Genomic DNA, 1676 nt, shown 5'->3' on the forward strand with positions numbered 1-1676 from the left:
GGGACCGGTTCGCTCGGCTGTGCTGCTCGTGCTGGGGCACCTGTACGCCGATCGCGAGGGCGGCGCAAGTCCAATCAGCCCGGCGGTCGAGTCGTTGCTCATGCGCTTTCGTGATCCGGCGGTGGCGTGATGCTGCGAGCTGGCTCACTTAACCGGACGGTGCGCATCGAACGGCGTGCAAAGGCGAAGCCGGGCGATATGGACATTCGCTGGGAGGAAGTGGTGACGGTGCCCGCGAACATCCGCATGCTCAACGGCAAAGAGGTGATGGCGGCAAACGCGAACATCTCGATGGGCACGGCGAGCATCCGCATTCGATATCGCACAGATGTGAAGGCGGGCATGCGCGTCGTCCATGGTGACGCGGCGTTCCACGTGACCGCCGTGCTGCCCGATTATGCGAGACGTGAGCACGTCGATCTCACTTGCCAGACGGATGATATTCACTAGCCATCAGACTGATATCGCGCAAGGGTACCCGGGATCGAGGACCCCTTGTCAACGAGAACGGGACTGTCCTCGCCCGTTGTCCCTACGGGGTAGCCAAATGAAAAAACATCGTGACCTGACGCAGCATGACCGCCACGCGGTGGACGATCTCATCAATCGTTGGGTGGAATGGTGCCGAACGCGCCGCATCTTCGTGCCGCCGGTGAAGTCGAACGTGCTCGCTCGGCTTCGGCCGTCACGGCGCACGCGCACCGATGAACCCGACGCGTTCCTTGACGCCGAAATGCCTTACCTGAACATGGCGATTCACGCGCTTTGCGAACGACCCGATTTCGCGGGTGACGCGGAGTGCTTCCTCGGCGTGTACTGGTATCGCGCCAACATCAAAGTGATCGCGCATCAGCTTCAGTGCTCGCGTGGCACGGTTTATAACCGCGCACGAGCCTTCGCGAGGCGCGCTCAGTCCCATAGCGCCACGATCCGCCGGATACATGAGCACTTCACGTCGGCGGACAACAACGAAACTTTCGTAGTGAGCAATTCTGAGGGGTCACACGCTTCTTGAGAAATCAGTGCTCGTTGTCATGCGTATCGACCCAATCGCGTCCCCATAAAATCCCAGCCATTTCCGCTTCCACACACGAGTCGCGCAATACGACTTGGACAAATCGAAAACGCCGTTTCGGTGACTGAGGAGTGACCGGTGCAGCCTCTAAATAAACGCTTGCACTGTAGGGTTTGCCAGTGTCTGAACAAGCCGCTTTCACCGTCCATTGTCGATAGGTTTCTTGCCGCATTATGGTTTGCCTCGTCTCCCGCATGCCGAACAACATTTGTCGAGTCGGCAGCCGAGCTTGGAAGGAATGCAGTCTTCAGTATCGCTCAGGACACGAGCCCTCACCACTGCCTTTATCGAGGGGGTAACTAACGGGGTATCAGCGGTATCCTTGCCAATGAGAACCTTGCCCAATAAGCGACAGCGGGGACATTTCGCATTTCCAAGAAGAAGGAAGAGCACCTTTTCGAAGACATACAAGCCCGTTTAAGGAAGTGCGGGTGGCGAATCCAACTTCATGATTTTATTGCGTTTGTCGCGCTTTTCTTATCCGGCGGGGTCCCGAGAGATGCCTTCGCAGCGTGCCCTTTTTGGGGGTGCGCGTGGGGGTAGCGGTAGCGTCGAAGTGCTTTTCATAAAGAAGATACCCCCAAATATGCGGCTAACCAAT

At 57.7% G+C, this 1676-nt stretch carries 2 protein-coding genes; both read left to right on the top strand.

Going from position 1 to position 1676, the window contains the following annotated elements; all coding sequences use genetic code 11:
- Window positions 1-129: 129 nt before the first annotated feature.
- On the top strand, window positions 130-450 hold the full coding sequence (locus QCE79_RS32690; protein WP_309851539.1) for a phage head closure protein: 321 nt from the start codon (window positions 130-132) through the stop codon (window positions 448-450).
- Between the two features lie 97 nt (window positions 451-547).
- Complete coding sequence (locus QCE79_RS32695; RefSeq protein WP_309851536.1) at window positions 548-1015, top strand: hypothetical protein; 468 nt, start codon at window positions 548-550, stop codon at window positions 1013-1015.
- Window positions 1016-1676: the final 661 nt, after the last annotated feature.

This window comes from Caballeronia sp. LZ003, from assembly GCF_031451465.1.
GTDB lineage: Bacteria > Pseudomonadota > Gammaproteobacteria > Burkholderiales > Burkholderiaceae > Caballeronia.

Excerpts from the sequence above, each read along its gene's own strand:
- QCE79_RS32695 (WP_309851536.1), top strand. The coding sequence starts at position 548 with ATGAAAAAACATCGTGACCTGACGCAGCATGACCGCCACGCGGTGGAC.
- QCE79_RS32690 (WP_309851539.1), top strand. The coding sequence starts at position 130 with ATGCTGCGAGCTGGCTCACTTAACCGGACGGTGCGCATCGAACGGCGT.